This is a genomic window from Variovorax glucosi (genome assembly GCF_051216695.1).
Taxonomy (GTDB): Bacteria; Pseudomonadota; Gammaproteobacteria; order Burkholderiales; family Burkholderiaceae_C; genus Variovorax.
Map to the genome: position 1 here is coordinate 346,382 of NZ_JBPJZE010000004.1, position 24,855 is coordinate 371,236.

Below are 24,855 nucleotides of genomic sequence, written 5' to 3' on the forward strand. Positions count from 1 at the left end.
CATGTCCAAAGAATACAAAGACCTGGTCGTCGGCCTCGACATCGGAACCGCCAAGGTGATGGTGGTCGTGGCCGAGGTGCTGGCCAATGGCGCTCTGAAGCTCGCCGGGCTCGGCGTAGCTCCGAGCAACGGGCTCAAGCGCGGCGTGGTGGTGAACATCGACGCCACGGTCCAGAGCATCCAGCAGGCGCTCAAAGAAGCCGAACTGATGGCCGACTGCAAGATCGGCCGCGTCTACACCGGCATCACCGGCAGCCACATACGCGGCATCAATTCGAGCGGCATGGTGGCCGTCAAGGACAAGGAAGTCACGCCGGCCGACGTGGCCCGGGTGGTCGAGACCGCACGCGCCATCAACATCTCCAGCGACCAGCGGCTGCTGCTGGTCGAGCCGCAGGAATTCGTGATCGACGGCCAGGACGTGAAGGAGCCGATCGGCATGAGCGGCATGCGGCTCGAAGCCAAGGTCCACATCGTGACCGGCGCCCAGAGCGCGGCCGAGAACATCATCAAGTGCGTGCGCCGCTGCGGCCTCGAGGTCGACCAGCTGATGCTGAATCCGCTGGCGTCGAGCCTGTCGGTACTGACCGAGGACGAGCGCGAACTGGGCGTGTGCCTGGTCGACATCGGCGCCGGCACGACCGACGTCGCGATCTTCACCAACGGCGCGATCCGCCACACCGCCGTGATTCCGATCGCCGGCGACCTGATCACCAGCGACATCGCGATGGCGCTGCGCACGCCGACCAAGGACGCTGAGGACATCAAGGTCGAGAACGGCTATGCCAAGCAGCTGCTGGCCGACCCGGACACGCAGGTCGAGGTGCCGGGGCTCGGCGATCGTGGTCCGCGCATGCTGAGCAAGCAGGCGCTGGCCGGTGTGATCGAGCCGCGCATCGAAGAGATCTTCTCGCTCGTGCAGCAGGTCATACGCGAGTCCGGCTACGAGGAAGTGCTGTCGTCGGGCATCGTGCTGACGGGTGGCAGCGCGGTGATGCCGGGCATGGTCGAACTGGGCGAGGACATCTTCCTCAAGCCTGTGCGACGCGGCATCCCGAAGTATTCGAGCGCGCTGTCCGACATGGTCGCGCAGCCGCGCGCCGCGACCGTCATGGGCCTGCTCGAAGAGGCCCGGATGGCCCGGATGCGCGGCTACAAGGTCGCGCAGAAGAACGGTTCTGTAAAGACTGCATTCGGACGTTTCAAGGACTTCATCGTGGGGAACTTCTGACCATGCGCAACCACCCACTTTGGCTGGCGCGACAAGGTCCGCCACGACATTTCAACGAGCGATGGCGACGCACAGGGCCGCCACCGTGAACGCAGACGCGACAGACAAGACATTCATCACCTCCCAACAACGGCAGCAGCAAATTAAGGAGTCAGAAATGGCCATCGAAATGATTGAAGTGGAAGAGTTCAACCAAGGCACGCAGATCAAGGTGATCGGCGTCGGCGGCGGCGGCGGCAACGCGGTTGCGCACATGATCGAGCGCGGCGTGCAGGGCGTTCAGTTCTCTTGCGCCAACACCGACGCGCAGGCGCTGTCGCGCAGCAACGCACCGAAGCTGATCCAGCTCGGCAGCAACGGCCTGGGCGCGGGCGGCAAGCCGGCCAAGGGTCGCGAAGCGGCCGAAGCGGCGGTCGACGAGATCCGTACCGCCATCGAAGGCGCACACATGCTGTTCATCACGGCAGGCATGGGCGGCGGCACCGGCACCGGCGCTGCACCGGTGATCGCGCGCATCGCCAAGGAGATGGGCATCCTGACGGTCGGCGTCGTGACCAAGCCCTTCGACTGGGAAGGCGGCAAGCGCATGAGCAATGCCGACGACGGCCTGGCCGAACTCGAAGCCAACGTCGACTCGCTGATCGTGATCCTGAACGAGAAGCTGCTCGACGTGCTCGGCGAAGACGTGACGCAGGCCGAAGCCTTCGCGCATGCCAACGACGTACTGAAGAACGCGGTCGGCGGTATCTCGGAAATCATCAACGAGTACGGCGGCGTGAACGTCGACTTCGAAGACGTGCGCACCGTGATGGGCGAGCCGGGCAAGGCCATGATGGGCACTGCAGCGGCCAGCGGTCCGGATCGCGCGCGCATCGCAGCCGAGCAGGCCGTGGCCTGCCCGCTGCTGGAAGGCATCGACCTCTCCGGTGCCAAGGGCGTGCTGGTGCTGGTGACGGCATCGAAGGGCTCGCTGAAGCTGTCGGAATCCAAGCTCGCGATGAACACCATCCGCGCCTATGCATCGCCTGAAGCGCATGTGATCTACGGCGCCGCCTACGACGAAGCGCTCGGCGACGAGATGCGCGTGACGGTGGTCGCGACCGGCCTTTCGCGTCCGGAAGCGCGCCGCCAGGCACCGATCCTGGAAGTGATCCGCACCGGCACCGACAACATTCCGTTCAACGTGCAGAACACGATGGGCGGCATGGGTCACCATGGCGCGCACGGCCAGCCGAACTACGAAGGCATGGCCGTTCCGAGCGTGTGGCGCACCAACCGCACGATGGCTGCAGCCAAGGTCGACGCGCTGTCTTCGGGCGGCATGGACGATTTCGAGATCCCTGCCTTCCTGCGCCGCCAGGCCGATTGAGCGGGCGATGGCCTATCGGGGCCATAGCGAGGCGGACGTTTCCCGGTCCGCCTCGCGCTCATAAAATGACGTTCGTGCTGCAACAACGAACCCTCAAGTCCATCACGCGCGCGGTCGGCGTGGGGCTTCACAGCGGCCAGCGCGTGGAACTCACGTTGCGGCCGGCACCGCCCGATTCGGGCATCGTGTTCCGGCGCGTCGATCTTCCCGAGCCGGTGTCGATTCCGATGACGGCAGAAGCCGTCACCGACACGCGTCTCGCATCCACCGTGTCGAGCGGCGGCGCCAAGGTCCAGACCGTCGAGCATCTGATGTCGGCCTGTGCGGGGCTCGGTATCGACAACATGGTCATCGACATTACTGCCGACGAGGTTCCGATCCTCGACGGCTCCGCCTCTTCGTTCGTTTTCCTGCTGCAGAGCGCGGGCATCGAATTGCAGAAGGCGCCCAGGCGGTTCATCCGTGTCGTCAAGCCGGTGGAAGTCCGGGAGGGCGACGCGGGTCCGAACGCGAAATGGGCAAGACTGGAGCCGTACCACGGCTTCAAGTTGAGCTTCGAGATCGACTTCGATCATCGCGTGGTCGATTCGACCGGGCAACGCGTCGAGTTCGATCTGGGCAGCGGCTCCTACAGTCGCGATATCGCGCGCGCGCGCACCTTCGGCTTCACCAAGGAAGTCGAGTACATGCGCAGCAAGGGTCTGGCGCTCGGCGGCGGGCTCGACAACGCGATCGTCATGGACGACACGAAGGTACTCAATGCCGGCGGATTGCGTTACGACGATGAGTTCGTGAAGCACAAGATCCTCGATGCGATGGGCGACCTCTACGTGGTCGGCCGTCCGCTACTGGCCGCCTACAGTGCTTTCCGTTCGGGCCACGCACTGAACAACAAGCTGCTGCGCGAACTGCTGCTGCATGAAGACGCCTACGAGATCGTCACGTTCGACGACGTCAAGCGCGCGCCGCGTGGCTTCGCCGAAGTCGCGCGCGCCTGGTAGGCATCGCCGATGCTTCTTTTTCGTTGGGCGATTCTTTTTCTGCTGCTGATGTGCGCGGTGTCTTTTGCGTTCTATGCGGGTACCGGTCAGGTGAAGTACCGGCGCTTCGGCTGGATCACGCTGAAATGGACGTTGCTCGCGGCGTTCGGTTTCTTCGCGGTGTTGATCGCAGAGCGCGTCGCCTGACCTGAACAGTTTCTCAGCGTGTCCGGCCCTGCCGGTACATGCCGCTGGTACTGCGCGCAAGCCCCGAGGCATCGGCAAGCCGCGCCATCGAACTGCCGACATGCGCGTGCGTGATGGCGATCCCCAGCGCGTCGGCTGCGTCGCTGCCGGGCAAGCCGGGCAGATCGAGCAGCCTTCTCACCATCTCCTGAACCTGAGCCTTCGCCGCTTGGCCGTGCCCGGCAACCGCGCGCTTCATCTGCAGCGCTGTGTACTCGGCGACCTGCAGATCCTTGTTCACCAGGGCGGTGATGCACGCCCCGCGTGCCTGGCCCAGCAGCAGGGTCGACTGCGGATTGACGTTGACGAAGATGATCTCGACGGCAGCCGAGACAGGCTCGTAGCGCGCCACGATTTCGCCGATGCCGTCGAACAGCACCTTGAGTCGTTCAGGCAGATTGCCGCGCACCATGTGCCTGGTGCTGATAGTGCCGCTGGCCACGTAATGCAGCTTGTGGCCTTCGGCATCGACCACTCCGAAGCCGGTGGTCTGCAGGCCGGGGTCGATACCGAGAATTCGCATGCACGCGAATGTAGTCTAGAAGCGGTGGCGCAACCCGATCGTGTAGCCGTTGCGGCTCTTCGGGCCGGCGGTGGTACCGCCGTTCAGGTTGGCGTTGCCCTTGAGACTGGTGCGGTCGGCTTCGATGTATGCGTCGGTGCGCTTGGAAAACGCGTAGTCGAGCGCCATCGTGAAGAAGTCGCCGCGCGTGTCTCCGGCCAGCGTCGGACCGGACTGGTTGGTGCGGAAGTAATGCGCGCCCAGATTGATCTGCGGCGTGAGCTGGTAGCCGACGCCGACCTTCGCGATGTCGCGCTTGTTGGCGGCGAGGAATGCCGGGCCGCCGAAGTTGCCGTTGGTGATCGAGCTGCCGCTCCAGATGCCCGACAGCACCGCGAGGTCGAGCGGCGCGGTCAGTGGGCCGCCGTCGAGCTTGTTCTGGCCGTAGCCGAGGTTGAAGTACCACTTATCGATGCGGTAGGACCCGCCCAGGGTCCAGGCTTCGATCTTGCGGCCGGAGCCGAACTGCAGCGTCTGATAAGCAGCACCGAGCGCGAAGCCGTTGGCTGCGTAGCGCAGATAGCCTCCGGCCGTCCGGCCGCCGGTGGGCGAATCTTCCGAAGGCGAGTACTGGAGGCCGCCGCGGAAGGCGCCGTACTCGGCCGTGTACTTGAGCATGTTGCTGGACCGCGCGCCGAGAGAGAAGCCGATCTCCGGCTTGTAGGCTTCGAAATAAGGCGAATAGGGATACGACGCGTAGGTGCTTGTCACCAGGTCGAAGAGTACGTTGTACTGCCGGCCCATCGTGATCCGTCCGAAAGTGCTGCTCTGCAAGCCGACCCACGACTGCTGGAAGAAACTGGTCGCCGCCACCTGCCCCGAATCGGTGAGAAAGCGGTTCTCCAGGTTGGCGACAGCGCGCAGCCCACCACCCAGATCCTCGGTCACATTGATGCCGAAGCGGCTCTGCGACATGCCGCCTCCGATCATCTGCGTGAGCGAGCCGTTGCCGGTCGGGCCCTCGTTGGTGGTGTGGCGGATGGCTGCATCCACGATGCCGTACATCTCGACCTTCGACTGTGCCCAGGCGGCGGGCGTGAGCGTGGCGACGAGGGTGCAGGCGAGCAACGGCTTCGTGTAGGTCACAGTGTTTCCTCTTGTTTTTGGACCTACGACTTTAGGAGCATATGCGCGTCCCGAAACATGTTGTTTCGTGCTCGATTTCCCGGATGGGAGGGCCGACGTCAATCCGTTAAGGACAAGTCATACCAATCGGTAGAACCGACCTCGCTGCGAGCATCGGCCCTCAGGTTCAGGGCAAGTCGGCCGACGGCATTCGCGCAGTGATGGTTCCTGCGCGACCGATGAGGTAGGGCGAGCCGGGGCGACGTTCAAAGAACTTCGGGCTCGGCAGCATCACGGCCAGCCGGGCCGCTTCGTTGGCGCCAAGCTTCGCAGCCGGTTTTCTGAAGTAGTACTGCGAAGCCGCTTCGGCACCGAACACGCCTTCTCCCCACTCGACGTTGTTGAGGTAGATCTCCAGGATGCGTTCCTTGCTCAGCAGCAGTTCGAGCGCGGTCGCCAGCACCAGTTCCTGCCCCTTGCGCAGCATCGTGCGTTCACCCGACAGCAGCAGGTTCTTGGCAAGCTGCTGCGTGATGGTCGAGCCGCCGCGGATCTTCGGCGCCGAGGGCTCCTTGCCGCGCGCACGTGCCTGCGCCGCACGACGGGCGGCGATTTCCTCGGCTTTGGCATTGCGCTGGCGGGCCCGCTCGATGGCCTCCCATTCGATGCCGCGGTGACAGATGAAATCGGCGTCTTCGCTGGCAATCACCGCGCGCTTCAGGTTGTCGGCGATGCGGTCGTACGGGACCCATTGCTGCGCCCATTCGCGCTTGTCGCCGGAGCGGCCTTGTGTCGCGATCTGCCAGGCTTCCGAACGCTGGAAAGCGGTCGATTGCGGATCGACGACGGCCATCGCGGCGATGCGTGCGATGAAGAAGATCTGCAGCGCCAGACCGGCGGCGATCAGGCAGGCCAGCCAACGCAACAGCGCACGCATGTCCGGGGTATGTCGCTCAGGCGGCGGCGAGCAGCGCCCGCAGCTCGGCCAGCACCTGCGCAGCCGGCGGCCGCACGCCACGCCAGATCGTGAAGGCTTCGGCCGCCTGCTCGACCAGCATGCCGAGGCCATCGCGCGGTATGGCACCGTGCGCACGTGCCCAGGCCATGAAGCCGTCTGCAGCGGGGCCGTACATCATGTCCAGCGCCAGAGCGCCTGGCTCGAGCACGCCCCCTGCAACCGGCACCTCAGCGCCTGCAAGGCTGGAGGCCGTGCCGTTGACGACGACGTCGAATTTGCCGTCGACGGCATCCAGCGCCTGCGCCTCGATCCGTACGCCATGCTCGAAAGCCAGTGCCGCATGCCGCTGCACCAGTGCGACGGCTTTGTCGAGCGTCCGGTTGGCGACCGCGATGCGCCGCGCGCCGGCTTCGATCAGCGGGCCGAGCACGCCGGCCGATGCGCCGCCGGCGCCGATCAGAAGCACGTCGCGCCCCGACAGCGCAATGCCGGCATTGCGCCGGATGTCTGCAACGAGTCCGGCGCCGTCGGTGTTGTCGCCGTGCACGCCGTCGGCCGCGAAGCTCAGCGTATTTACCGCACCTGCCAGCGTGGCACGCGGGCTGAGATGCTCCGCGGCCAGCGTACCGGCGTCGAACTTGAAGGGCACGGTCACGTTGCAACCGCGTGCGGTGCCGGCCGTTTCTGCGCGGAAGGCAACCACGGCTTCTGCAAAACCGCCAATGGGCACGAGCCTGCGTTCATATGAAATCGCTTCGCCGGTGAGTTCGGCGAAGCGGGCGTGTATCCACGGCGAGCGGCTGTGCGCCACCGGGTTGCCCATCACACAGTAGAGGTCCATGTTGCGGTTTAAATTCGGTTGTGGGTTACTGCGATACCGACGGCTGCGTCTCGAGCGTCTCGTCGCGCGTGAAGCGGAAGCGCGACGGCAGCACGATCTGGTCGGCCTGCTTGCGCATGGCTGGCGAAAAAGCGCCGAAGTTGCCGATGCTGCCGACGATCGCCTGCGCACGACGGTCCAGCGCGACGTTGCCCGACGAGGCGACGATCTCCATCCCGATCAGCCGGCCGTCGTAGTTCACCGTGACCATCATCGTCAACTCGCCGTAGAGCTTGCGGCCGGCGATCTCGGGAAAGTTCTCGGTGCCGCGCGCCTCGATCCGGCGGCGCAGGCCGTCGACATAGGTCGCGTAGGCAGCCTCGCGCGTCGACGGGCTGACATAAAGCTTGCGCGGCCGGGCATTCTCTTCGTTGACGCGGCGTTCGATCTCGGCGAGCAGATTCACCAGCTGCTTGCGCTTCTCCTCGCGCGCCTTGGCCTCTACCGGGCTCGGGCTGTTCTGCTGCTGCGCATCGGGCACGGTCAGCGTCGCGAGCTGTCGCTTGAGTTGCGAGAGCAGCAGCATCTGCTGCGCCTGCATCGCCTCGACCTGACGCTGCGCGTCCTCGCTCGAATCGCCGATGGCATTGAAGGCGGACGGCGGCAGCGGGCTGGTCGCGCGGCCGCGATCGAGGTCGCCGCCGCCGGCCATCGATTTCTGCGCCACCGCGGTCGCCTTGTCCGGCCGCTCGTTGGTGGACGCGTTGACCAGGATGACCTCGAGCGGCGTCTCCTGGAACATCCGGTCGAACGACTGCGGATCGACGAAGCGCACCGCCAGCAACGCCGCATGCGCCAGAACCGACAGGCCCAGCGCAATCTGCAGCGTGCTCAGGTTCGTGAACTTCATGCCGTTCAGGCTGGCGCGCGCTCCGTGCCGTTCTCGGTACCGGCCTCGCTGTCGGTCATGTCGACAGCGATGGCGATCGGGCCGGCCGCGTCCTCTGCATCGTCCTCGCCGCCGTCGTCCGGTGCGGCTTCTGCGGCATCCGTCGGCAGATCGAGTCGTTCGAGCACCGTGCCGTGCACGTCGAGTGCGATCTCGTCAATCTCGCCCAGCTTCACGCGAAGGCGCGCGCCGCGCTGTTGCTGGCCGGCTACCGGAAACACCAGCGGAAGCGTGTCCGCACGGACCAGCGCGCCGTTCGGCAGGTCCTTGATCACGGTCGCCTCCAGTTCGGTGATGCCCTGCTGCTGCAGGTACTTCAGCGTCCAGAAGCGCTCCATGCCACCCTGATAGGCGTTGTAGGTTGCATAGGCGGCATCGAAGCCCGAGAGGATCGAGAACAGGTCGGCGTCCTTCGGCTTGAACGGCGCTGCCAGCGCGGCGGTCTTGCCGTGGCGCGCCGCTGCGATGATCTGCCATTGGTTGACCAGATCGGTGTAGCGGCGCAGCGGCGACGTACTCCACGCGTAGCTTTTCACGCCGAGGCCGGCATGCGGCAGCGAGCGCGTGCCCATCCGCACCTTGACGCCCGGCGCCAGGCTGGCCTGGCTGCGGTACAGGCCCGGCACGCCGATCTCGCCGAGCATCGCGCCCCAGCTGCTGTTGGCCAGGATCATCGCTTCGGAGACGATCAGGTCGAGCGGCGCGCCGCGCTGGCGGGTCGTGATGCTGACCGTTTCGTTTCCTACCGGTTCGCCTTCGTTGCCGGCGAGCCGGAAGTTGTAGTCGGGCCGGTTGAAGTTCTCCGGCTTGCCGCGCACGACTTCGCGCTGTGCCTTGAGCTGTTTCGCGAGGCGGAAAAGAAAGCTCAGCGGATCGCGCAGCGCAGTCACTGCATCCGGCGTGTCGGCTGTCACGACCGCGGCGTCTTCGAGCCAGGGCTGCGTGATGATTTCGTCGAGCTGGTCGTGGCGCAGGTTGGCGACGATCGGCACGCGCTCGAGCTTCGTCTCGGTGCTTTTCAGCTCGAGCGTGGTCTCGTCGAACTGCGCGTAGAGCGATACGGCGGGGCGGTCGCCGCCTTCGAGCAGCGTGTACGTCTGCACGACGTCGTCGGGCAGCATGGTGATCTTGTAGCCCGGCATGTAGACGGTCGACATGCGCGCACGCGCCACCTGGTCGATCGCGCTCCCTGGCACCAGCGCAAGCGCAGGCGCGGCAATGTGTACGCCGATCGTCACCGTGCCGCTGCCCAATCCCTGCACCGAAAGCGCATCGTCGATTTCGGTGGTCTGCGAATCGTCGATCGAGAACGCCTGGACACCCGCAGCGAGCGGCAGGTCGTCGGCGATGGCCGGTGCACTGAGCGCCGGAAAGCCCGTGCCCTTCGGAAAGTTCTCGAACAGGAAACGCCGCCAGTGGAACTGGTACGGGGAATCGATGGCGCCCGCGCTTTCGAGCAGTTCGAGCGGCGGACGCTGCGCCGTGCGCGAAGCTTCGACCACCGCCTTGTATTCGGGCGCGTTCTTGTCGGGCTTGAACAGGATCTTGAAAAGCTGTTCGCGCACCGGCGCCGGGCATTCGCCGGCGACCAGCTGCGCCGCCCATTCGGCGATCTGCGCGAGCACCTGCTTCTTTTTCTCGATGGCGGCCAGCGCCTGCTGGACGATTTCGGCCGGCGCCTTCTTGAATCGGCCCTTGCCGGCGCGGCGGAAATAATGCGGCGCCTCGAACAGGGCGAACAGCGCGGCAGCCTGTTGCACCAAAGTCGGACTGGCCTGGAAATAGTCGACCGCGAGATCCGCGAAGCCGAACTCGCCTTCGGCAGCGAATTCCCAGGCCATGTCCAGGTCCATGGTTGCCACAAGCGCACGCGCCTCGGCGATCAGCTCCGCAGGTGCGGGTTTCTCGAAACGCAGGACGATGTGCGCACTTTTGACCTTGAGGCGTTTTCCAGTGTCGAGCTCGACCTGCGCCGACGCTTCGGCTTCGGATAACACGCGGCCGCCGAGGTACTTGCCGGCTTCTTCGAACAATACAAACATGGATGAGATTGTCCCATGCTGGATTTGGCTCAGAGCAGGTCGAGGAACGCCATCACGTCGTCGAGGTGGTGTGTCTCGAAATCCGACAGGGCGTGGTCGCCGCCTTCCAGCAGCCGGATCGGGCTGCCGGGGTAGCGCGCCGACATCTCCCGCCAGTCGAGCACTTCGTCGCCCTTCGCGACGATCGCAAAGACCCGCTCCGGCAGTGTCAGCGGGCCGGTCTCCAGCGCCCGCAGTTCGCCGATGAACTGCGGTTTGAAATAGAAGTGCTCCTGCGGATCGTGCCAGGCCGTCTGCTCGCCGATGTAGCGCGCCAGATCGCGGGCCGGATCGACCGCCGGGTTGAGAAGCACCGTGCGGCAGCGCGTCATTCCGGTCACGTAGGTGGCGTAGTAGCCTCCGAGCGACGAGCCTATCGTCGCCATCGATTCCCGCGGCCAGTCGGCGATGCCGCGCATCACCATGTCCATCGCTTCGCGCGGGGAGGGCGGCAGCTGCGGACACCACCACTGCACCTCCGGATGGCGCTCGGCGATGCGTGCAGCCACCAGACGGGCCTTGAGCGATTGCGGCGACGAGCGAAAGCCGTGCAGGTAGAGAAGGTGGGTGATCGGCATGGGACGGAATGGTATGTCCCGACGATAATCCGTGTCCATGTCGGCCGTCTTCCAGCAACCTTCCTTCGCCCGGCGCATCGCGCCTGTTTTCCAGGGCTTCGACGGATTCCTTGCGTTCGCGGTGTTCCTGCTGGTCTGCGCCGGATTGCTGACGATGTATTCGTCGGGGTTCGCGCACGGCACGCGCTTCGTAGATCACGGCCGCAACATGCTGATCGCCGGCTTCATCATGTTCGTTGTGGCGCAGATACCGCCGCAGCGCCTCATGTCGCTCGCCGTGCCGCTTTACATCACCGGCGTCGCACTGCTGATCGCGGTTGCCGTCTTCGGCATCACCAAGAAGGGCGCCAAGCGCTGGATCAACGTCGGCATGGTGATCCAGCCCAGCGAAATCCTGAAGATCGCCACCCCGCTGATGCTGGCATGGTGGTTCCAGCGCCGAGAAGGGCAGCTGAGGCCGCTCGATTTCGCTGCGGCGACAGTGCTGCTGGTGATTCCGGTCGGTCTCATCATGAAGCAGCCCGATCTCGGCACCTCGCTGCTGGTGCTCGCTGCGGGGCTGTCGGTGATCTTCTTCGCCGGACTGAGCTGGAAGCTGATCGTGCCGCCGGTGCTGATCGGGCTGGTCGCGGTGACGCTGATCGTCGGTTTCGAGTCGCAACTGTGCGCCGACGGCGTCGACTGGCGCGTGCTGCACGACTACCAGAAGCAGCGCGTCTGCACGCTGCTCGACCCGACCAAGGACCCGCTCGGCAAGGGTTTCCACATCATCCAGGGAATGATCGCGATCGGCTCCGGCGGCATCGGCGGCAAGGGTTTCATGCAGGGCACACAGACGCACCTGGAATTCATCCCCGAGCGCACCACCGACTTCATTTTCGCCGCCTATTCCGAAGAATTCGGCCTCGCCGGCAACCTGTTCCTGATCGTTTCCTTCATCTTCCTGATCTTCCGCGGCCTGAAGATCGCCCTCGACGCGCCCACATTGTTCTCCCGCCTCCTGGCCGGCGCGGTGACGATGATCTTCTTCACCTATGCCTTCGTGAACATGGGCATGGTCAGCGGCATCCTCCCCGTCGTCGGCGTGCCGCTACCCTTCATCAGCTACGGCGGCACCGCGATGGTGACGCTGGGCCTCGCGCTAGGCATCCTGATGTCAATAGCACGCGCCAGACGCCTGATGCAGAGTTAAACCACTGCGCGTGCCGCGCGTCTCCCTTCGCAAAACACCGCGGAACGGGCTCCGCCCGGCCGCCGGTGTTGCCCCCGGTAGGGGGAAGGCGAAGCGGACACGAAGTGCCGCGCAGCCTGGGGGCGAGCAATAATCCAGGTCATGATTTCTCGCGAACCCACCATCGAACGCCTTGCCGTCGCGCAAGGTTTGCTGCTCACGCCTTTCGGACTCGACGAGTCGCACCTGAGCAAGGCGCTGGCCGAGATCAAGGCGCACAAGGTCGACGATGCCGATCTGTACTTCCAGTACACGCGCAGCGAAGGCTGGAGCCTTGAAGAAGGCATCGTCAAGACCGGCAGCTTTAGCATCGACCAGGGCGTCGGTGTGCGGGCGGTCAGCGGGGAAAAGACGGCTTTCGCGTATTCCGACGACATTTCCGAAGCCTCGCTGCTCGATGCTGCGCGCACGGTGCGGTCGATTTCTTCCGCCGCCCGCAGCGGTCGCGCCAAGGTGCCGACGCGCAAGATCGCATCGAGCCGGTCGCTCTACAACGGCGTCGATCCGATTTCCACACTCGACAGCACTGCCAAGGTCAAGCTGCTCGAAAAGGTCGAGCAACTCGCCCGCAGCCGCGACCCACGCGTGGCGCAGGTGATGGCCGGTTTGGCCAGCGAGTACGACGTGGTGCTCATCGCACGCGCCGACGGCACGCTGGCGGCCGACGTTCGTCCGCTGGTGCGGCTGTCGGTCACGGTGATCGCCGAGCAGACGGTCGGTGGTGTCGCCCGACGCGAAATCGGTTCAGGCGGTGGCGGCGGGCGTTTCGGACTTGCCTATTTCACCGACGAACAGATCGCCGAATACGTCGATCACGCAGTCAAGTCGGCGTTGACCAACCTCGAATCGCGTCCTGCGAAAGCCGGCGAAATGGTCGTCGTGCTCGGCCCGGGCTGGCCTGGCATCCTGCTGCACGAAGCCATCGGCCACGGGCTGGAAGGCGACTTCAACCGCAAGGGTTCGAGCGCGTTCTCCGGACGCATCGGCGAACGTGTGGCAGCCAAGGGCGTCACGGTGCTCGACGACGGCACCATCGCCGATCGCCGCGGGTCGCTCAATGTCGACGACGAAGGCAACGCCAGCCAGCGCAACGTGCTGATCGAGGACGGCATCCTCAAGGGCTACATCCAGGATTCGATGAATGCCCGCCTGACCGGTGTCAAGGCGACCGGCAACGGCCGTCGCGAGAGCTATGCCCACGTGCCGATGCCGCGCATGACCAATACCTACATGCTGGGCGGCGACCGCAAGCCGGAAGAGATCGTGGCCAGCATCAAGAAGGGGTTGTACGCCACCAACTTCGGCGGTGGTCAGGTCGACATCACGAGCGGCAAGTTCGTGTTTTCGGCAAGCGAGGCGTACTGGGTCGAGAACGGCAAGATCCAGTATCCGGTCAAGGGCGCGACCATCGTCGGCAACGGCCCGGACGCGCTGACCCGCGTGACCATGATCGGCGACGACATGGCGCTCGATTCCGGCGTCGGCACCTGCGGCAAGGAAGGCCAGAGCGTGCCGGTCGGTGTCGGACAGCCGACGCTTCGCATCGACGGGCTCACGGTCGGCGGTACGGCCTGACGACGTCGAACCGATTCGCATCTTTTCAACTGTGTTAGATTCGCTGCCGATGTCTTCCGTCCGCTCTTACTTTTATGGCTACTTTTGGTTCCCGGTTTCCGGCGGACGAGAGGTGAGCGCCTAAAAAGCGATCAGACAAGAAAACCTCCCAAAACCGCCGGCGCCTAAAGCCCGGCGGTTTTTTTTGTTCTCAATTGTTCAGTTCCAACGATCCCCAGGAGCCTCACGATGATCCACCCCACCGCCCCCACCAGCGACAGCTGGTATGCGAGCGTCGAAAAAACCAGCCAGACCGACGACGAACGCATCAAGGACATCAACGTGCTCCCCCCTCCCGAACATCTGATCCGCTTTTTCCCGATACGCGGAACGGCTGTCGAATCCCTGATCACCGATACCCGCCGGAACATCCACAACATCATGGCCGGCGAGGACGATCGGCTGCTGGTGATCATGGGTCCATGCTCGATCCACGATCCGGCCGCCGCGCTCGAGTACGCGCGCCGTCTCAAGGTCATGCGCGACAAATACGCCGATTCGCTCGAAATCGTGATGCGCGTCTATTTCGAGAAGCCGCGCACGACGGTCGGCTGGAAGGGCCTCATCAACGATCCGTACCTGGACGAAACCTTCCGTATCGACGAAGGCCTGCGCATTGCGCGCCAGCTGCTGATCGACATCAACCGCATCGGCCTGCCGGCAGGCAGCGAATTCCTCGACGTCATCTCGCCGCAGTACATCGCCGACCTGATCTCCTGGGGCGCGATCGGCGCGCGTACCACCGAGAGCCAGGTACACCGCGAACTGGCGTCTGGCATTTCTGCACCGATCGGTTTCAAGAACGGCACCGACGGCAACATCCGCATCGCCACCGACGCCATCCAGGCGGCCGCGCGCGGTCATCACTTCCTGTCGGTGCACAAGAACGGCCAGGTCGCGATCGTGCAGACGAACGGCAACAAGGATTGCCACGTGATCCTGCGCGGCGGCAAGGCGCCGAACTACGACGCCGAAAGTGTCGGCTCCGCCTGCCGCGACCTCGAAGCCGCCGGCTTGCGCCCGACCCTGATGGTCGACTGCAGCCATGCCAACAGCTCCAAGCAGCACCAGAAGCAGATCGACGTCGCCTCCGACATCGCCAACCAGATCGCGACCGGCAGCCGCCACGTGTTCGGCGTGATGGTCGAAAGCCACCTGACGGCCGGCGCTCAAAAGTTCACGCCAGGCGTGAACCCGATCGCCGGACTCGAGTACGGCAAGAGCATCACCGATGCGTGCATCGGCTGGGACGATTCGGAGCAGGTGCTCGAAACCCTGTCGCAGGCAGTGAAGAACCGTCGCGGCTAGAGCTAACGAAGCTTCAGGGCGGCGAGCAGCTTGTCGTGCACGCCGCCGAAGCCTCCGTTGCTCATGCAGACGATGTGATCGCCTGGCCGCACAGCCGCCGCGACCTGCGCGACAAGCGGCTCGATCGCGTCGATCGTGCTGGCCCGCTGCCCCATCGGCGCCAATGCCGACGACACATCCCAACCCAGGCCGCCGCTGTGACAGAAGGCGAGATCGGCCGCTTCGAGACTCCACGGCAGCTGCGCGGCCATCGTGCCGAGCTTCATGGTGTTGCTGCGCGGCTCGAACACCGCGACGATACGGTCGGCCTTCAGGCCCTGACCGTCGAGTTGGCGTCGCAAGCCGTCGAGCGTGGTGCGGATGGCAGTGGGATGGTGCGCGAAATCGTCGTAGACGGTGATCAGGCCATCCGGGCGCGTGACGGTGCCGCGCAACTCCATCCGGCGACGCACGTTGCGGAAAGTGCCCAGCGCCGAAGCCGCTTCCGCCGGCGCAACGCCGACATGTTCGGCCGCTGCAATTGCAGCCAGCGCGTTCATCTGGTTGTGCAGGCCGGACAAGGCCCACTCGACCCGACCGACCTTCTCGCCGCGCAGGCGCACATCGAAAGCGTCGTGCGCGCCGTCCGCCTGCCAGTCGGCGCTTTCCGCGGCTCCGAACCGCGAGATTTCGCTCCAGCAGCCTTGCGCGAGCACTCGTCGCAGGCTCTCCTCGGTGCCGTTGACGACCACTCGCCCGCTCGCAGGAACGGTGCGAACCAGGTGATGGAACTGGCGCTCGATGGCAGCGAGATCGTCGAATATGTCCGCGTGATCGAACTCCAGGTTGTTCAGGATCGCGGTTCGCGGTCGGTAATGGACGAACTTACTGCGCTTGTCGAAGAAGGCGGTGTCGTATTCGTCGGCCTCGATCACGAAGCTCTTCTGCGCGCCGAGCCGTGCCGAAACGCCGAAATCGAGCGGTACGCCGCCGACCAGGAAGCCGGGCGCCTGGCCGGCGCATTCGAGGATCCAGGCTAGCATCGAGGTCGTCGTCGTCTTGCCGTGCGTACCGGCTACCGCGAGCACATGCCGACCCTGCAGCACATGCTCGGCCAGCCACTGCGGCCCGCTGGTGTAGGGCGCGCTGGCATCGAGGATCGCTTCCATCAGCGGGAATTTCGGCGTGCCGTCGGCCAGGCGGGCGCGAGAGACGACGTTGCCGACGACGAACATGTCGGGCTTCAGCGCCATCTGGTCGGCGGAGAAACCTTCGATCAATGTGATGTCCAGCGCGCGCAGCTGATCGCTCATCGGCGGGTAGACGCCGGCGTCGCAGCCGGTGACACGGTGGCCGGCTTCACGCGCCAGCGCGGCAACGCCACCCATGAAGGTGCCGCAGATGCCGAGGATATGAATATGCATCCGTCCAATTCTAGGGAAGCGGGCAAAATGCCCGGATGGACACGCTCAAGCGCGAAATCGCCGCCGTCGCCTCCCGTCTCATCGTCGAGGACGGGATGGAGTACGGGCCGGCAAAGCGGCGCGCGATCAAGGAAATGGGTCTGCCGGCGCGCACTGCCCTGCCCAACAACGACGAAGTCGAGGCCGAGGTGCGCGACTACATCCAGATGTTCTGCGCCGATACCCAGCCCCGTGAATTGCACGCGCTACGGCTGCTGGCGCTGGAATGGATGTCGCGCATGGCCGCTTTCCGTCCGTATGTCGGGGGTGCGGTCTGGCACGGGACGGCGACACGGCTGTCCGACATCTACATACAGCTGTTCTGCGACGATTCGAAATCTGCGGAAATCGCCCTCATCGACCATCACGTGGATTACGAACCGCGCATGGTGACGGGTTTTCACGGAGAGAAGGTCGAGGCGTTGAGCGTCCATGCAATGAGCCGCGAACTGGGGGAAGAGGTCGGTGTCCATCTGCTCGTGTACGACCTCGACGATCTGCGTGGCGCACTCAAGCCGGATGCCCAGGGCCGTACGCCGCGTGGAGATGCGACGGGGTTGCGGAAGCTGATCGAGAAAGAATCGAAGGCATGAAGCTATCGACGAAACGGCGCGCCCTCGTGGTGGGCGGCGTTGCCGCCGCTGCCGGCGTCATCGGGGTTGGAACAGGGCTGATTCGCCACCTGCCCACTGAAGGCGGCGGCCTGGAGGCCCTCGACGGCAACTTCTGGGCCGGTCGTTTCGATCGGTCGGACGGCGGACAACTCGATTTCGCCAGCTTTCGCGGAAAGCCGCTGCTGGTGAATTTCTGGGCCACCTGGTGTCCTCCGTGCATTGAGGAGCTGCCGATGATCGATCGTTTCTTCGTCGATCAGGCGGCCAACGGCTGGCAAGTCGTGGGACTGGCGGTGGATCAGCCTGCTGCAGTGCAGAAGTTCCTGGGCAAGACGCCGGTGACGTTTCCGATCGGCATTACCGGCCTGGCGGGAACCGAGTTGATGAAGCAGTTGGGAAACACGGCGGGAGGCCTCCCGTTCACGCTGGTGGTGTCTGCGGGAGGCGGTGTCGCGGCGCGTAAAATGGGCAAGCTCGAAGCTGCCGACCTCGACACGTGGCAGCGTGCACAACTTCACAGTTAGAATCCGGCCGCACAAACGGCTGTTGCCGGTAGTTGACGTCTGAACGCTTGATTAGGCTTACTTAGACTTAAGTAAGCCGATTTACAGCGATTTTCAGGCAAGTTAAATCCGAATAGCCGGGCTGACCGGCAATGGAGTCCCATGGATCTGCGCAAACTCAAGACACTGATCGACCTGGTGTCTGAATCGAATATTTCCGAACTGGAAATCACCGAAGCCGAAGGCAAGGTCCGGATCGTCAAGGGTGGCATTGCCGCCCCGGTCCAATATGTACAGTCCATGGCAGCTCCCGCTGCAGCCCAGCCTGCATCCGCCGCCGCGCCTGTGGCCGAGGCCGCACCTGCGCCGGCCGCTGCGACCGGCCATGTCGTGAAGTCGCCGATGGTCGGCACTTTCTATCGCTCGTCGAGCCCGGGCGCTGCCGCGTTCGTGGAAATCGGCAGCCAGGTCAAGGAAGGCGAAACCGTCTGCATCATCGAAGCGATGAAGATCCTGAACGAGATCGAAGCCGACAAGTCGGGCACGATCACGCAGATTTTGGGTGAGAACGGCCAGGCGGTCGAATACGGCCAACCCCTGTTCATCATCGAGTGACCATGTTCAAGAAGATCCTGGTCGCCAACCGCGGCGAGATCGCGCTTCGAATCCAGCGGGCCTGCAGCGAACTCGGCATCAAGGCCGTGATGGTCTATTCGGAAGCCGATCGCGATGCCAAGTACGTCAAGCTCGCGCAGGAGGCCGTGTGCATCGGCCCCGCGCCGTCCGCGCTGAGCTATCTCAACATGCCGGCCATCATTTCTGCCGCCGAAGTGACCGACGCCGAAGCCATCCATCCCGGCTACGGCTTCCTGAGCGAGAACGCCAATTTCGCCGAGCGCGTCGAGCAGAGCGGATTCCAGTTCATCGGCCCGACGCCGGAAAACATCCGCACGATGGGCGACAAGGTCATGGCAAAGCAGGCCATGATCAAGGCCGGCGTGCCGTGTGTGCCGGGCTCCGAAGGTGAGCTCTCCGACGACGCGATGACCAACAAGCGCATCGCGCGCGCCATCGGCTATCCGGTGATCATCAAGGCTGCGGGCGGCGGCGGCGGTCGCGGCATGCGCGTGGTGCATACCGAAGCGGCGCTGATCAACGCGATCCAGATGACCAAGGCGGAGGCCGGTGCGGCCTTCAACAATCCGGCGGTCTACATGGAGAAGTTTCTCCAGGACCCGCGCCACATCGAGATTCAGATCCTCGCCGACAAGTACAAGAACGCGGTCTATCTGGGCGAGCGCGATTGCTCCATGCAGCGCCGCCACCAGAAGGTGATCGAGGAATCGCCGGCGCCGGGCATTCCGCGCAAGCTGATCGAGAAGATCGGCGAGCGTTGTGCAGCAGCGTGCAAGAAGATCGGTTACCGCGGTGCCGGCACCTTCGAGTTCCTGTACGAGAACGGCGAGTTCTATTTCATCGAGATGAACACGCGCGTGCAGGTCGAGCATCCGGTGACGGAATTCACGACCGGCATCGACATCGTGAAGACGCAGATCATGGTCGCCGCCGGCGAGAAACTGCCGTTCACGCAGCGCCAGATCGAGATGCGCGGCCATTCGATCGAGTGCCGCATCAATGCGGAAGATGCCTACAAGTTCACGCCGTCGCCAGGCCGCGTGACGATGTGGCATCCGCCGGGCGGTCCCGGTGTGCGCGTCGATTCGCATGTCTACACGAACTATTTCGTGCCGCCGAACTACGACTCGATGATCGGCAAGATCATCGTGCACGGCGACACCCGCGACCAGGCGCTTGCACGCATGCGCACGGCGCTGAACGAGACCGTGATCGAAGGCATCCAGACCAACATCCCGCTGCACCGCGAGCTGATGGTCGATTCGAAGTTCATGGCAGGTGGAACCAACATCCACTATCTCGAAGAGTGGCTGGCAGCGCGAGCACGGTGATTCGCCCCCAGGCTTGCCGACTTCGCGTGGCAGGGCCCGATCGCCTCCGGGTGCTCTTGACGAAGAAAAGGGAATTGTCATGTTTGAGCTTCGTCTGATGTCGCCGGAAGGCCGAGTCGAAACGGTGAGCGATGCGCTCGACGCACTCGATGCGCTGAGCGTGTCGGTCGAGGACGCCGATGCGCAGACCGATGCCGAGCAGGCGCTGTTCGGCGAGCCCGGCATGCCGCCGCCCAAGGACGGCTGGCAGCGGTCGCGCGTGATCGCGCTGTTCGAATCCGAGAAACTGGCGCGGGAAGCCGCTGCGGTGCTCGCGGTGCAGGATTTCTTCGTCGATTGCGAACTGCTTGGCGTGGCAAGCGTGCCGGAGCAGGATTGGGTCCGGCTCACGCAGTCGCAATTCACGCCGGTCGAGATCACGCCCGAATTCTGGATCGTGCCGACGTGGCATGAGCCGCCGGCGCAGGCGCGACAGGTCATCAGGCTCGATCCCGGACTGGCTTTCGGTACCGGCACGCATCCGACGACACGCATGTGCCTGCGCTGGACAGCCACTCGACCGGACCGCTCGCTCGGCCGCGTGCTCGACTACGGCTGTGGCTCCGGCATCCTTGCCATCGGCGCGGCGAAGTTCGGCGCATCGGAAATCGACGCGGTCGACATCGATCCCGCTGCGGTCGAGGCCACCCGTCTCAATGCCGAGGCCAACAACGTCGAGTTGAACGCCGGCCTGCCGGACGCTGCGACGGGTCGCTACGACATCGTTCTCGCAAACATCCTCGCAACGCCGCTCAAGGTGCTTGCGCCGTTGCTGTGCGCGCATGTGAAAGGCGGCGGTTCGCTAGTGCTCGCAGGTATTCTCGAGCGCCAGGCCGAGGAGCTGAAGGCGGCCTATGCGCCTTACGCCGCGCTCGAAGTCAGCGACAGCGAGGACGGCTGGATATTGATGACGGCACGTCTTTGACATCGAGATCGCTGCCGTGAGTCTCGCCACCCGATGCCCCGCCTGCGGCACCACTTTCAAGGTGGTGCCGGATCAACTCCGGATTTCCGACGGCTGGGTGCGTTGCGGCCGCTGCAGCGAGATCTTCGACGGCAACGAAAACATGCAGGAGCCGGGAGCAGTCGAGGCTGACCTGCCCGATCCGACAGAAACGGCGGTTGCCGCACCTGTAGCTTCTGCGATTCCTGCCTCCGGAATGCCCGACCGGTCCGCATTCGACTTCCCTGATTTTTCCGCCTTTCCCGGCGCACCGCCTGTCGAGACTGCGGTCGACGAAGGCACGCGCGCAACGGAGCCCGCCGACGATCGGCTGCCGGAGGATGATCCGGTTTCAACGGACGCAGCAGTACAGCAGGTTCCTGCGCCCTGGCTCGGCCAATGGCCGTCGCTGGAGCTCAAACCCGGCGCCGGCACGATGGCCTCCGAGGCATCGCTGCCGTCTGCAGCCACTGCGATCGCTGCAACTCCTGCAACTGCTGCAACTGCTGCAACTCCCGTTGCTGCGCCGGACGCGACATTCGATGTTGCGCGCGCGTCCGCGTTGGCGGAGCCCGCTGCACCGACCTCGAGCACGTCAGAGCAGGATTCCGCATCGAAGGGCGAAACCAGCGGTTTTGCAACGCTCGACCGGCCTGAGGGAACCCTCAAACGCTGGTTGCGGCGCATACCGGGCCTCGACCGCCTTCCATTGCGGACGATCAGCGCGGGCGCAGTCGTGCTGCTGGGCGCGCAGATGGTCTACCAGTCGCGCGACGCGATCGCTGCCCGACAACCGGCGTTTCAACCGGCGTTGACTGCGATGTGCAAAGTCGCCGGTTGCGCGGTTTCCGCCTTTCGGCACATCGATTCGATCACCATCGACGGTGCTTCCTTTGCGCGCGATCCGAGCGGCGAGGGCTATCAACTGAGCTTCACATTGCGCAATCGCGCTGCGGTACCGCTCGCCATGCCGGCTGTCGAACTGACGCTGCTCGATACGCAGGAGCAGGCCGTCGTCAGGCGCGTGCTCCTGCCCGCCGACTTCAACGCACCCGACGTGCTCCCCGCGAGCACCGAGCGCTCGACCACGCTGCCGCTGGCGCTTTCCGCGGCACCCGCGCTGGCGCCGGTTGCCGGCTACGGCATTGCCGCGTTCTATCCCTGAGCGCGCTGTCCAGGCGCTTTCCGGGGTTTCCCTCTCTTCCTTCCTCATTCTTCAGGTCTACCCATGGCAGCAGTGATTTGCGGTTCGCTCGCGTTCGACACCATCATGACTTTCGAGGGCCGGTTCGCCGACCAGATCCTTCCCGACCAGCTTCACATCCTCAACGTGTCGTTCCTGGTGCCGGCGTTGCGACGCGACTTCGGCGGCTGCGCCGGCAACATCGCCTATGCGCTCAACGCACTCGGCGGCAATGCGCTGCCGATGGCGGCCGTCGGCAGCGACGGCGCGGAATACATCGCACGGCTGCGCGAACTGGGCATCGGTACCGAATTCATCCGCACGATCGACGACAGCTATACCGCCCAGTGCTTCATCACCACCGATCTGTCGAACAACCAGATCACCGCCTTCCATCCCGGCGCCATGCAGCAGGCGCACCTGACGAAGATCGAGGCGCGAGACGACATCCGCATCGGCATCGTCTCGCCGGACGGCCGCGATGCGATGCTCCAGCATGCCGAGCAATTCAAGGTGGCGGGCATTCCCTTCGTCTTCGATCCGGGCCAGGGACTGCCGATGTTCGACGGCGACGAACTCGCGCGCTTCATCGAGCAGGCCGACTGGGTCACCGTCAACGACTACGAAGGCAAGATGCTGAGCGATCGCACCGGCTGGGACAACGCCGAGATTTCGCGACGCGTGCGCGGACTGATCGTGACGCTTGGAGCGGAAGGTTGCGACGTGTGGATTGACGGCGAGCGCACGCACGTGCCGGCCGTGACGCCCGAGGCCATCGTCGATCCGACCGGCTGCGGAGATGCCTGGCGCGGTGCGCTGCTGTTCGGACTGGAGAAGAACTGGTCGCTGGCCGACTGCGCGGCGCTCGGCAACAAGCTGGGTGCGCTGAAGATCGCCCAACGCGGACCGCAGAATTACACGGTCGATCGCTCTGCACTCGGAATCCTGCAGGCGTAAAAAAACCCGGTGCCTTGCGGACACCGGGTCGTGCCCTTTTCCAAGGGCTTCGAGCCGCAGAGACTCAGGGCTTGCTGGCGGTCGGAAACGGCCAGGCGGCTTGCGGGTTCAGCGTCGTCTGAGCCGAAGGTGCCGGGGCTGCAGCGGCTGCCGTCGTTTTCGCAGGCGCCTTGGCTGCCTTCTTGGCAACCGCAGTCTTCACCGCAGGCTTGGCGGCAGGCTGGGGGGCGGCAGCGGGCTTCTTCGCAGCTTTCTTGGCGGCCGTCTTCTTGGCCGCCGCCTTCTTCGCTGGCGCCTTCTTGGTCGCGGTCTTCGCAGCGGTCTTGACTGCAGCAGCCTTCTTGGCCGGGGCCTTCTTCGCCGCGGTCTTGGTCACTGCCTTGGTTGCCGTGGTCTTCTTGGCAGGAGTCTTCGCAGAGGTCTTGGCGGACGTCTTTGCAGCAGTCTTGGTCGCCGGTGCCTTCTTGGCGGCTACCTTCTTCGATGCGACCTTCGTTGCCGGCGCCTTCTTTGCAGCGGTCTTGGTTGCCGGTGCAGCCTTCTTCGCAGCGACCTTCTTGGCTGCTGCCGGAGCCTTCTTCGCCGCTACCTTCTTTGCGGCGACGGGTGCCTTCTTTGCAGCAGCGATCTTCTTGGCCGGTGCGGCCTTCTTCGCAGCGACTTTTTTAGCCGGTGCTTTCTTTGCAGTTGCCATTTTCTTTCTCCTTGATCAAGTTGAAAAATCAACCTCTTTGAGCACGCCGCGCACGCTTGTGTACGCGATGTGATCCATGGTGTTGGATATCAAGCTCCAGCACCATGAACACCTGCGCCCCCGGCATCGCCGTGCTCTCTGGCACGATCGACGGCGAAGGCAATTCCTGATTCCACTTGCGGTTGTCTTTGAAAATTCAATCCCAGGAGAGAGCGCCGCCCGATTGGTATTCGATCACGCGGGTTTCGAAGAAATTGCGCTCTTTCTTCAGGTCGATCATTTCGCTCATCCACGGGAACGGGTTTTCCTCGTTCGGGAAAAGGGTCTCGAGGCCGATCTGCTGCGCGCGCCGATTGGCGATATAGCGCAGGTAGCCCTTGAACATGGAGGCGTTCATGCCGAGCACGCCGCGCGGCATGGTGTCTTCGGCATATTGGTATTCGAGCTCGACGGCCTTCAGGAACAGTTCCTTGATCTCGGCCTTGAATTCAGGCGTCCAGAGCTCGGGGTTCTCGAGCTTGAGCTGATTGATAAGGTCGATGCCGAAATTGCAGTGCATCGATTCGTCGCGCAGGATGTACTGATACTGCTCTGCGGCGCCGGTCATCTTGTTCTGGCGGCCGAGTGCGAGGATCTGCGTGAAGCCGACATAGAAGAACAGGCCTTCCATGAGGCATGCGAAGACGATCAGCGACTTGAGCAGCGTCTGGTCGGTCTCGTGCGTGCCGGTCTTGAAGTGCGGATCGCTGATCGCTTCGATGAAGGGAATCAGGAACTCGTCCTTGTTGCGGATCGACGCGACTTCGTTGTACGCGTTGAAGATCTCGCTCTCGTCCAGACCCAGCGATTCGACTATGTACTGGTAAGCGTGCGTGTGGATCGCTTCCTCGAATGCCTGGCGCAGCAGGAACTGGCGGCATTCGGGCGCAGTGATGTGACGGTACGTGCCGAGCACGATGTTGTTCGCGGCCAGCGAATCGGCGGTCACGAAGAAACCGAGGTTGCGCTTGATGATGCGACGCTCGTCTTCGGTCAGACCATTCGGGTCTTTCCACAACGCGATGTCGCGCGTCATGTTCACTTCCTGAGGCATCCAGTGATTGGCGCAGGTCGCGAGATACTTTTCCCAGGCCCACTTGTACTTGAACGGCACCAGCTGGTTGACGTCGGTCTGGCCGTTGATGATGCGCTTGTCGGCCGCATTGACGCGACGTGCGACGGCGGGAACTGCAGGAACAGCGGTTGTCGCAGTCATTGCAGTGGTTGCGGGCGGCGTTGCGATTGAAGCGACTGCCACCGAAGGTGCGACTGCAGCGACTTGCGCGGTCGGGAGGTCCATCGAGCGTGCGCGTGGCACGTCGTTTTGCGATGAGCGATGCGGCTCTTGCAGCACCTCTTCTTGCGCGGATGGTTTGACTTCTTCGTCCCAGGTCAACATAGAAAAATCCAATGCTCAAATTATGTGAGCAACGATGAAGGGTTGCAAATTGCAGCTCTCACCGCGCCCGAATTATCTCGTGC

General features: G+C 64.1%; 24 protein-coding genes. 14 read left to right on the plus strand and 10 right to left on the minus strand.

The features are described 5' to 3' along the window. Position 1: 1 nt before the first annotated feature. The 4 genes from ftsA to ACSFA3_RS20070 all read left to right on the plus strand — a co-directional run bounded on the left by ftsA (position 2) and on the right by ACSFA3_RS20070 (position 3,787). A complete protein-coding gene (gene ftsA / locus ACSFA3_RS20055; RefSeq protein ID WP_435507246.1) occupies positions 2–1,231 on the plus strand; it encodes a cell division protein FtsA in 1,230 nt (409 codons plus the stop codon). A gap of 157 nt (positions 1,232–1,388) precedes the next feature. Next, complete coding sequence (gene ftsZ, locus ACSFA3_RS20060; RefSeq protein ID WP_435507247.1) at positions 1,389–2,600, plus strand: cell division protein FtsZ; 1,212 nt, start codon at positions 1,389–1,391, stop codon at positions 2,598–2,600. Positions 2,601–2,674: 74 nt separating this feature from the next. Then, on the plus strand, positions 2,675–3,601 hold the full coding sequence (gene lpxC / locus ACSFA3_RS20065; protein ID WP_435507248.1) for a UDP-3-O-acyl-N-acetylglucosamine deacetylase: 927 nt from the start codon (positions 2,675–2,677) through the stop codon (positions 3,599–3,601). 9 nt (positions 3,602–3,610) lie between these two features. Beyond that, positions 3,611–3,787 (plus strand): hypothetical protein, encoded by a 177-nt coding sequence (locus ACSFA3_RS20070; RefSeq protein ID WP_435507249.1) that lies wholly within the window; start codon positions 3,611–3,613, stop codon positions 3,785–3,787. A 13-nt stretch (positions 3,788–3,800) separates the two neighbouring features. Here the strand turns inward: ACSFA3_RS20070 and ruvC are convergent, their stop codons facing one another. The 7 genes from ruvC to ACSFA3_RS20105 form a co-directional block, all read right to left on the minus strand. Then, positions 3,801–4,349, minus strand: a complete 549-nt coding sequence (gene ruvC, locus ACSFA3_RS20075; RefSeq protein ID WP_435507250.1) for a crossover junction endodeoxyribonuclease RuvC — start codon at positions 4,347–4,349, stop codon at positions 3,801–3,803. Between the two features lie 15 nt (positions 4,350–4,364). Beyond that, positions 4,365–5,474 carry a porin gene (locus ACSFA3_RS20080; protein ID WP_435507251.1) on the minus strand — a complete coding sequence of 370 codons (1,110 nt, stop codon included), beginning with the start codon at positions 5,472–5,474 and terminating at the stop codon, positions 4,365–4,367. 166 nt (positions 5,475–5,640) lie between these two features. Further along, a complete protein-coding gene (locus ACSFA3_RS20085) occupies positions 5,641–6,390 on the minus strand; it encodes a transglycosylase domain-containing protein (RefSeq protein WP_435507252.1) in 750 nt (249 codons plus the stop codon). A gap of 16 nt (positions 6,391–6,406) precedes the next feature. Further along, complete coding sequence (gene aroE, locus ACSFA3_RS20090) at positions 6,407–7,252, minus strand: shikimate dehydrogenase (RefSeq protein WP_435507253.1); 846 nt, start codon at positions 7,250–7,252, stop codon at positions 6,407–6,409. 25 nt (positions 7,253–7,277) lie between these two features. Next, positions 7,278–8,141 (minus strand): energy transducer TonB, encoded by an 864-nt coding sequence (locus tag ACSFA3_RS20095; RefSeq protein ID WP_435507254.1) that lies wholly within the window; start codon positions 8,139–8,141, stop codon positions 7,278–7,280. Between the two features lie 5 nt (positions 8,142–8,146). Continuing rightward, complete coding sequence (locus tag ACSFA3_RS20100) at positions 8,147–10,222, minus strand: ribonuclease catalytic domain-containing protein (RefSeq protein ID WP_435507255.1); 2,076 nt, start codon at positions 10,220–10,222, stop codon at positions 8,147–8,149. Positions 10,223–10,251: 29 nt separating this feature from the next. After that, positions 10,252–10,839, minus strand: a complete 588-nt coding sequence (locus ACSFA3_RS20105; protein WP_435507256.1) for a YqiA/YcfP family alpha/beta fold hydrolase — start codon at positions 10,837–10,839, stop codon at positions 10,252–10,254. Positions 10,840–10,876: 37 nt separating this feature from the next. Here ACSFA3_RS20105 and rodA point away from each other — a divergent pair, with 37 nt between their 5' ends. From rodA to ACSFA3_RS20120, 3 genes are all read left to right on the plus strand, one after another. After that, entirely contained in the window at positions 10,877–12,031 is a 1,155-nt protein-coding gene (gene rodA / locus ACSFA3_RS20110; RefSeq protein WP_435507257.1) for a rod shape-determining protein RodA, read from the plus strand. Positions 12,032–12,172: 141 nt separating this feature from the next. Then, positions 12,173–13,645, plus strand: coding sequence for a metalloprotease TldD (tldD, locus tag ACSFA3_RS20115; protein WP_435507258.1), 1,473 nt, complete (start codon positions 12,173–12,175; stop codon positions 13,643–13,645). A gap of 228 nt (positions 13,646–13,873) precedes the next feature. Then, positions 13,874–14,992 carry a 3-deoxy-7-phosphoheptulonate synthase gene (locus ACSFA3_RS20120; RefSeq protein ID WP_435507259.1) on the plus strand — a complete coding sequence of 373 codons (1,119 nt, stop codon included), beginning with the start codon at positions 13,874–13,876 and terminating at the stop codon, positions 14,990–14,992. Between the two features lie 2 nt (positions 14,993–14,994). Here the strand turns inward: ACSFA3_RS20120 and mpl are convergent, their stop codons facing one another. Next, positions 14,995–16,395 carry a UDP-N-acetylmuramate:L-alanyl-gamma-D-glutamyl-meso-diaminopimelate ligase gene (gene mpl, locus ACSFA3_RS20125; RefSeq protein WP_435507260.1) on the minus strand — a complete coding sequence of 467 codons (1,401 nt, stop codon included), beginning with the start codon at positions 16,393–16,395 and terminating at the stop codon, positions 14,995–14,997. A gap of 35 nt (positions 16,396–16,430) precedes the next feature. Here mpl and ACSFA3_RS20130 point away from each other — a divergent pair, with 35 nt between their 5' ends. The 7 genes from ACSFA3_RS20130 to ACSFA3_RS20160 all read left to right on the plus strand — a co-directional run bounded on the left by ACSFA3_RS20130 (position 16,431) and on the right by ACSFA3_RS20160 (position 22,640). Then, entirely contained in the window at positions 16,431–17,027 is a 597-nt protein-coding gene (locus ACSFA3_RS20130) for a hypothetical protein (protein ID WP_435507261.1), read from the plus strand. Continuing rightward, positions 17,024–17,572, plus strand: coding sequence for a TlpA family protein disulfide reductase (locus ACSFA3_RS20135; RefSeq protein WP_435507262.1), 549 nt, complete (start codon positions 17,024–17,026; stop codon positions 17,570–17,572). Before ACSFA3_RS20130 ends, ACSFA3_RS20135 begins: the two co-directional genes overlap by 4 nt. 141 nt (positions 17,573–17,713) lie before the next feature. Next, a complete protein-coding gene (gene accB / locus ACSFA3_RS20140; protein ID WP_435507263.1) occupies positions 17,714–18,166 on the plus strand; it encodes an acetyl-CoA carboxylase biotin carboxyl carrier protein in 453 nt (150 codons plus the stop codon). Positions 18,167–18,168: 2 nt separating this feature from the next. Further along, a complete protein-coding gene (gene accC, locus ACSFA3_RS20145; protein ID WP_435507264.1) occupies positions 18,169–19,518 on the plus strand; it encodes an acetyl-CoA carboxylase biotin carboxylase subunit in 1,350 nt (449 codons plus the stop codon). A 79-nt stretch (positions 19,519–19,597) separates the two neighbouring features. Beyond that, positions 19,598–20,482 carry a 50S ribosomal protein L11 methyltransferase gene (gene prmA / locus ACSFA3_RS20150; protein ID WP_435507265.1) on the plus strand — a complete coding sequence of 295 codons (885 nt, stop codon included), beginning with the start codon at positions 19,598–19,600 and terminating at the stop codon, positions 20,480–20,482. Positions 20,483–20,498: 16 nt separating this feature from the next. Further along, positions 20,499–21,665, plus strand: coding sequence for a zinc-ribbon and DUF3426 domain-containing protein (locus ACSFA3_RS20155; protein ID WP_435507266.1), 1,167 nt, complete (start codon positions 20,499–20,501; stop codon positions 21,663–21,665). Between the two features lie 63 nt (positions 21,666–21,728). Further along, entirely contained in the window at positions 21,729–22,640 is a 912-nt protein-coding gene (locus ACSFA3_RS20160; protein WP_435507267.1) for a carbohydrate kinase family protein, read from the plus strand. Positions 22,641–22,704: 64 nt separating this feature from the next. On the opposite strand, the gene ACSFA3_RS20165 is transcribed toward ACSFA3_RS20160, so the two are convergent. Together ACSFA3_RS20165 and ACSFA3_RS20170 are read right to left on the minus strand one after the other, a co-directional pair. After that, positions 22,705–23,334: a histone H1-like DNA-binding protein gene (locus ACSFA3_RS20165; RefSeq protein WP_435507268.1), complete on the minus strand. Its 630-nt coding sequence runs from the start codon at positions 23,332–23,334 to the stop codon at positions 22,705–22,707. Between the two features lie 196 nt (positions 23,335–23,530). Next, entirely contained in the window at positions 23,531–24,772 is a 1,242-nt protein-coding gene (locus ACSFA3_RS20170; protein ID WP_435507269.1) for a ribonucleotide-diphosphate reductase subunit beta, read from the minus strand. Between the last annotated feature and the right edge of the window lie 83 nt (positions 24,773–24,855).